Source organism: Mycobacterium sp. E3298 (assembly GCF_001666895.1).
GTDB lineage: Bacteria > Actinomycetota > Actinomycetes > Mycobacteriales > Mycobacteriaceae > Mycobacterium.
Genome location: NZ_LZJB01000593.1, coordinates 1 through 6,282 on the forward strand (window position 1 = coordinate 1; position 6,282 = coordinate 6,282).

The window sequence follows — 6,282 nt, forward strand, 5'->3', positions numbered from 1 at the left end:
CGACGTCGCCATCGAGCTGTTCAGCGCCCGCGGCTTCGCCGACGTCAGCGTCGACGACGTCGCCCAGGCCGCCGGCATCTCCCGGCGAACGCTGTTCCGCTACTACGCCTCCAAGAACGCCATCCCCTGGGGTGACTTCGACACCCACCTCGCGCGCCTGCGCGACCTGCTCGACGACGTCGACCCGCGCGTGCCGCTGGGTCAGGCGCTGCGCGATGCGCTGTTGGCGTTCAACACCTTTGACGAGTCCGAGACGGCGCGGCACCGCCAGCGCATGCGGGTGATCCTGCAAACCGCCGAGCTGCAGGCCTACTCGATGACGATGTACGCGGGCTGGCGCGAGGTGATCGCCGGATTCGTGGCCCGCCGGTCGGACCTCAAGACCACGGACCTGCTGCCCCAGACCGCCGCCTGGACGATGCTCGGGGTGGCGCTGGCGGCCTACGAGCACTGGCTCGGCGACGAGTCCGTCCCGCTGCCGACCGCGCTGGGCAACGCGTTCGATGTCGTCGGCGCCGGGTTGGACGGGCTGGATCGGTGACCGCGGACCACCTGCTGCACACACTGCGCGCGCAAGGGCGGTTCTGCGCCCGCTCCGGGTCCCCGATGTACGGCGAACTCTTCGAGCTGGTGGCCCGCGGCGTCGAGTCGGGGGGCGTCTTCGCAACGATCCTGTCCGGGCACGAGGAGGACCCCGCGCCCCTCGCGGTGCCGCTGCGCCTGCTCGGCGGGTTACACCGGTTGGTGCTCGACGGCCGGGCACCGGGATTGCGCCGGTGGTACCCCAGCACCGGAGGCAGCTGGGACGCCGAGGCCGCCTGGCCGGAAATCGAGGGCGTCGCGGCCGAACACGCCGACGCGCTACGCGCCGCCCTGCGGCAACCGCCGCAGACCAACGAGGTCGGCCGATCGGCCGCCCTGATCGGCGGCTTGCTACGCGCCAACAGTGAATCAGGTTTGCCGATAAGGCTTTTCGAGATCGGCTCCAGTGCGGGGCTGAACCTGCGCGCCGACCATTACCGTTACCGGTTCGCCGACGGCCAGTGGGGCCCGGGCGATTCGCCCGTGACCATCGAGGACGCGTGGCGCGGCGCGCTACCGCCCGACGGCGGGGTGCGGATCGTCGAGCGGCACGGCTTCGACATCGCACCCATCGACGTCACCGCCACCGACGGGGAGCTCACGGTGTTGAGCTACGTCTGGCCGGATCAGACCGCGCGGCTCGAACGGCTGCGCGGCGCCGTCGAGGTCGCCCGCCGGGTGCCCGCGCGGCTGGAGCGCCGATCGGCGGCCGACGCGGTCGCCGGGCTGACGCTGGCCGCGGGCGCGTTGACGGTGCTGTGGCACTCGATCACGTGGCAGTACCTGAGCCACGAGGAGCGCGACACGGTCCGCGCCACGGTCAGCGCGCTGGGCGAGCAGGCCGACGAACGGTCGCCGCTCGTCCACCTCACGCTGGAACCGGCGCGCGACGCGCCCGACGCGCCGATCCGGTTCCTGGTGCGGGCGCGTCGCTGGCCGGGCGGCGGTCTCGAGATCCTCGGCGAATGCCATCCGCACGGCCCGCCGGTGCAGTGGCGCTAGGGCTCAGCCCAGCACGTCGGAAATGGGCGCGCCGGCGGCGATCTTCGCGCGCACCTTCATGACCTTGCCGGGCATCCCGCCGCCGACCACGCCCACGAGCGCGCCGTCTCGCTCGTAGTAGGCCAGGAACTTGCGGCCGTCGTCCTCGACGAGGTGGACGGTGTCGGTGGCTTCCGGTTCGCCCAGGCACTGGATCTTGACGTCGTACTGGTCGCTCCAGAAGTACGGAACTACGACGGCCGACGACGAGGAGTCCTGTCCAAGCATCGCGGGCACCACGACGCGGGTCTGGTCGGCGACGTTGCTCCAATGTTCCACGCGCGCTTGATGTCCCGTGGCGTCGCGCCAGGAGGCGACGTCGCCGAGCGCCCACACGTTGGGCGCGCTGGTCCGCCCGGCCCCGTCGCAGAGCACACCGTTGTCCACGGCGACGCCGCTGCCCTCGAGCCAACCGGTCGCTGGGTGCGACCCGATGCCGATGACCACCAGGTCGGCCGCCAGCTCGGTGCCGTCCGTCAGCAGCACCGTGTCCACTCGTCCGTCGCCGCGCACGTCGGCCACCCCGACGCCGAGACGGACGTCCACCCCTTCGTCGCGGTGCAGGCGCGCGACCAGCTCGCCGATCCGCTCGCCGAGCACCGACGCCAGGGGCGTCGGCTGCGGCTCGACCAACACCACGTCCACGCCGAGGCTGCGCACGCTGGCCGCGACCTCACAGCCGATGAATCCGGCGCCGATGACGACGGCGCGCCGCGCGGAGGACGCGTGCTCGCGCAGCGCCATGCTCTCGTCGAACGTGCGCAGGACCCGGATGCCCTCGAGATCCGGCAGCGTCGGGATGCGCCGCGGCACCAGGCCGGTCGCGATGACGAGTTCGTCGTAGCCGATCACGGACCCGTCGGCCAGCGTCACCGTCTGCGCCGCGGTGTCCAGGGCGGTGGCCGCCGCGCCCAGCCGCAGGGTGATGTCGTTGTCGTCGTACCACTCCCGGGGCTTGAGGGCGACGTCGTCGACCTCCTTGCGCAGCACCTCTTTTGACAGCGGCGGGCGATCGTAGGGCAAATGCACCTCGTCGCTGACGATCGTGACGCGGCCGGCGTACTCCGCCCGGCGAAGTTGCTCGGCGGTCCGGGCGGCGGCCAGGCCGCCACCGACGATCACTATTCCTTTGCTCGCGGTCACGTGGAGTTCATACCACGATCGCCGATCAGTACTTCAATGCGCCCTTGTCGACGGGAACCTGCGTGCCCGTCACCGTGGCCGACCCGTCACCAGCTAGCCACGCCACGACGTCGGCCACTTCGTCGGGCGACATGAACCCGTTGGGCTGCAACGGCATCGGGGGGAAGCTGTGCACGAAGCTGGGATGGCGGGCAAATATCTCCATCATCGCCTCGGGCTCGATCATCGGGGTGTCGATGGAGTACGGATGGATGGAGTTGACCCGGATGTCGTATTCGCCGAGCTCGATGGCCAGCGTGTTGGTCAGCGCGGTGAGCCCGTGCTTGCTGGCCGAGTAGTGCCCGTTGCCCGGTGTGGCTTTCAGCCCCGCGGACGAGCTGACCACGATGATCGAGCCCCCGTTGCCCGCCTCGATCATCGCCGGCACGGTCGCGCGCAGCGTGCGCCAGGTGCCGGTCAGGTTGACGCCGATCACGGTGTCCCACTGCTCGTCGGTGAGCTCCCAGAGCCGGCCCCAGCTCAAGACCCCGGCGTTGGCCACCACGATGTCGAGCCGGCCGAATTGCTCGACGCCGTCGGCCACCAGCTGGCGCAGTGCGGCATCGTCCCGGATGTCGGCCGCACGGGCCAAGACCTTGCGGCCCTCGGCCTCCACCAGCCGCACGGTCTCGTTGAGGTCCTCCGGCGTGGCCGGCGTGTAGGTGATGCTCTCTGACGCGGGCGCGCAGATGTCGAGCGCGATGATGTCGGCGCCTTCGCGGGCGAGCCGCACCGCGTGCGAGCGGCCCTGGGCGCGCGCGGCGCCGGTGATGAATGCCACCCGGCCTTGCAGTGAGTCAGCCACGAGGCAAGGCTAGCAGCGGAACTGAAACCTGTTCTAACTCGCCCGGCGGTCAGATTTCCGAGATGATCTGGGCCCGCCGGCTGTTGTATTCCTGGTCGGTCAGCGCGCCGCTGGCGCGCAGGGTCTCGAGCTCCTGGAGCCGCTGAGCGATCGACGGTTGCGGGGGCGTCACCACCGGTGCCGGCCCTCCGGCGGTGGCCGGCTGCGGCTGGGCGGCCGGCGCCTGTTGTTCGGCCGCCCGGCGTACCACCGCCTGGATCTGTTGGCGCAGCGCAGGGTTCGACCGGATGTCGACCATCCGGTTCAGCGGAACGTTGTTGGCCTTGAGGATCTGCAGGATCTCCATCAGCGGGCCGGCCTGGCCGCTCAGGTCGTAGGTCTTGTTGTCCTCGGCCACGGTGAACTGCGCGGGGACCAGGCCGTTGACCAAAGCGCTTCGCTCCCAGTCGATCCGGTACTCGTTGGTGGTCGGGTTGACCAGCACCACCAGCTTGCGGGCGGACAGGTTGCCGAGGCGGGTGACGCTGGCGATCACCCGGTCTTCGCTGTCGAACGGCAGGAATCCGGGGCCCGCGATGTGCAGGTGCACCTTCACGACCTGCTGGTTGTTGATCCAGGTGCCCGTCTCGGTGACACCGGTGATCTGGGCCAGCGCCAGCACGCCGCTCTGCTCGAGCTCCGCGTTCTTGGCCGACGACTTCGCGCCGTAGTTGGCCAGTGCGAGCGCGATCAGCACGTCGGCCACGGTGATGAGCAGGCCGGCGTAGAACATCCACTGCAGCAGGCTGCCGAACCCGAGGGTGAAGTAGACGACCAGGAAGATCGGCCCGACCAGGCCGCCACACAGCAAAACGATCAACTGTGCCTTGAGATAGCGCGCCAACACGAGTGTCTCCTTACCCTTGCTGGGGATTTTCGTGCCAGGGTAGCTTCCGCGCTGTCGCCACGCGCGCCATACGCGCAAACCGGCGAGCGTCAGTCGATCTTGGGTATCACCGTCGGCGCCGGGCGCTCCGAAGACCCCGCGGGCGTCGCCCCGACGGGCGAATGCGCCGACACCATCTTGACCGGCGTGCCGGTCGACACCGGCATCGCGGGCGCCGCGGCGGCCTGCGGCGTCTCGACCTGCGCCGGCGCCGTCGCGAGCGGGTTCACCGGCGCCGGTGCCGGCGCCGCCGGCTGCGTCGCGGTGGCCGGGGTGTAGGCGGGGGTCACCATCCGCACCGGCGTCGCCGGTGTGGCGGCCGGGGCCATCGCCGCCGGCCCCGCGGTGGCGTCGGCCGCCGTCTGGCCGGCCTGCGCCTGCGCTCCCGCGAGCGCCGAAGCGGGGGCGATCGCCGAGGCCACGGGTCCCGCGGGCACGCCCGGCGCCGACCCACCCGCGGCCGTCACCGCCGGCAACTGCGCGGCCATCGAAGCGGGCGCCGCCGCGCTCTGCAGGGGCGAGGTGTTGGCCGCCTCGGTGGCGAGATACTGCGCCGCGCCGCCGTTCATCAGCTGCACGAACTGCTGGTGGAACGCCGCGGCCTGCGCGCTGAGCGCCTGGTACACCTGGGAGTGCGCGCCGAACAGGGTCGCGATGCTGGCCGACACCTCGTCGGCACCCGGGGCCAGCACGTTCGACGTCGGACCCAGCGCCATCGTGTTGGCGGACGTGATCGTCCAGCCGATCCTGGCGAGGTCCGACGCCGCGGCGGCGACGTACTCAGGCGTCGTGAATACGAAGGACATCTAACCTCCCGGCCGTCTTCCCCCGACTCCCTTATCACGGAATCGTAGCGGAGCCGCCCGCATCAGGCCCGGTAAACGCATAAAGCCCGGATTGCCGCTTTCGGCAATCCGGGCTTTATGGCGAACTGGACCTACTTGATGATCTTGACGACCCGGCCGGCGCCGACGGTGCGGCCACCCTCGCGGATCGCGAACCGCAGCCCCTCGTCCATGGCGACGGGCTGGATCAGCTTGACCGAGATGTTGGTGTTGTCACCGGGCATCACCATCTCGGTGCCCTCCGGCAGCGTCACCACACCGGTCACGTCGGTGGTGCGGAAGTAGAACTGCGGACGGTAGTTGTTGAAGAACGGCGTGTGCCGGCCGCCCTCGTCCTTGGACAGGATGTAGACCTGGCCCTCGAACTCGGTGTGCGGCGTGGTGGTGCCGGGCTTCGTGACGACCTGACCGCGCTCGACGTCCTCGCGCTTGATACCCCGGAGCAGCAGACCGACGTTGTCACCGGCCTGGCCCTGGTCGAGCAGCTTGCGGAACATCTCCACACCGGTGACCGTGGTCTTGGTGCTGGCGGGGCGGATGCCGACGATCTCGACTTCCTCGTTCACGTTGATCACGCCGCGCTCGACACGACCGGTGACCACCGTGCCACGCCCGGTGATGGTGAAGACGTCCTCCACCGGCATCAGGAACGGCTTGTCGGTCTCGCGGACCGGGTCCGGGATCGACTCGTCGACGGCCTCCATCAGCTGCTCGACGGACTCGACCCACTTGGCGTCGCCCTCGAGCGCCTTGAGCGCCGAGACCCGCACGACGGGGGCGTCCTCGTCGAACTCCTGGGCGGCCAGCAGCTCGCGGACCTCCATCTCGACGAGCTCGAGGAGCTCCTCGTCGTCGACCATGTCGGCCTTGTTCAGCGCGACCAGGATGTAGGGCACGCCGAC

Annotated in this window: 7 protein-coding genes; 2 read left to right on the forward strand and 5 right to left on the reverse strand. The window is 70.3% G+C overall.

Annotated features, from left to right (window positions below):
* Positions 1 to 541, forward strand: a 541-nt coding sequence (gene mftR, locus A9X05_RS27195; protein WP_067785302.1) for a mycofactocin system transcriptional regulator, incomplete at its 5' end; no start/stop codon positions are given.
* Entirely contained in the window at positions 538 to 1,584 is a 1,047-nt protein-coding gene (locus tag A9X05_RS27200; RefSeq protein ID WP_067785305.1) for a DUF2332 domain-containing protein, read from the forward strand. The genes mftR and A9X05_RS27200, both read left to right, overlap by 4 nt.
* A gap of 3 nt (positions 1,585 to 1,587) precedes the next feature.
* Here the strand turns inward: A9X05_RS27200 and A9X05_RS27205 are convergent, their stop codons facing one another.
* The 5 genes from A9X05_RS27205 to A9X05_RS27225 form a co-directional block, all read right to left on the reverse strand.
* Positions 1,588 to 2,766, reverse strand: coding sequence for an NAD(P)/FAD-dependent oxidoreductase (locus tag A9X05_RS27205; RefSeq protein WP_067785308.1), 1,179 nt, complete (start codon positions 2,764 to 2,766; stop codon positions 1,588 to 1,590).
* A gap of 25 nt (positions 2,767 to 2,791) precedes the next feature.
* Positions 2,792 to 3,610 carry a mycofactocin-coupled SDR family oxidoreductase gene (locus A9X05_RS27210; RefSeq protein ID WP_082971077.1) on the reverse strand — a complete coding sequence of 273 codons (819 nt, stop codon included), beginning with the start codon at positions 3,608 to 3,610 and terminating at the stop codon, positions 2,792 to 2,794.
* A 49-nt stretch (positions 3,611 to 3,659) separates the two neighbouring features.
* Entirely contained in the window at positions 3,660 to 4,496 is an 837-nt protein-coding gene (locus tag A9X05_RS27215; RefSeq protein WP_067753459.1) for an SHOCT domain-containing protein, read from the reverse strand.
* A gap of 89 nt (positions 4,497 to 4,585) precedes the next feature.
* Positions 4,586 to 5,341, reverse strand: a complete 756-nt coding sequence (locus tag A9X05_RS27220; protein ID WP_067785311.1) for a PE family protein — start codon at positions 5,339 to 5,341, stop codon at positions 4,586 to 4,588.
* Between the two features lie 131 nt (positions 5,342 to 5,472).
* Positions 5,473 to 6,282 (reverse strand): elongation factor Tu (locus tag A9X05_RS27225; protein ID WP_067785317.1); only part of this gene is annotated, 810 nt, incomplete at its 5' end.

Excerpts from the sequence above, each read along its gene's own strand:
- A9X05_RS27220 (WP_067785311.1), bottom strand. The coding sequence starts at position 5,341 with ATGTCCTTCGTATTCACGACGCCTGAGTACGTCGCCGCCGCGGCGTCG.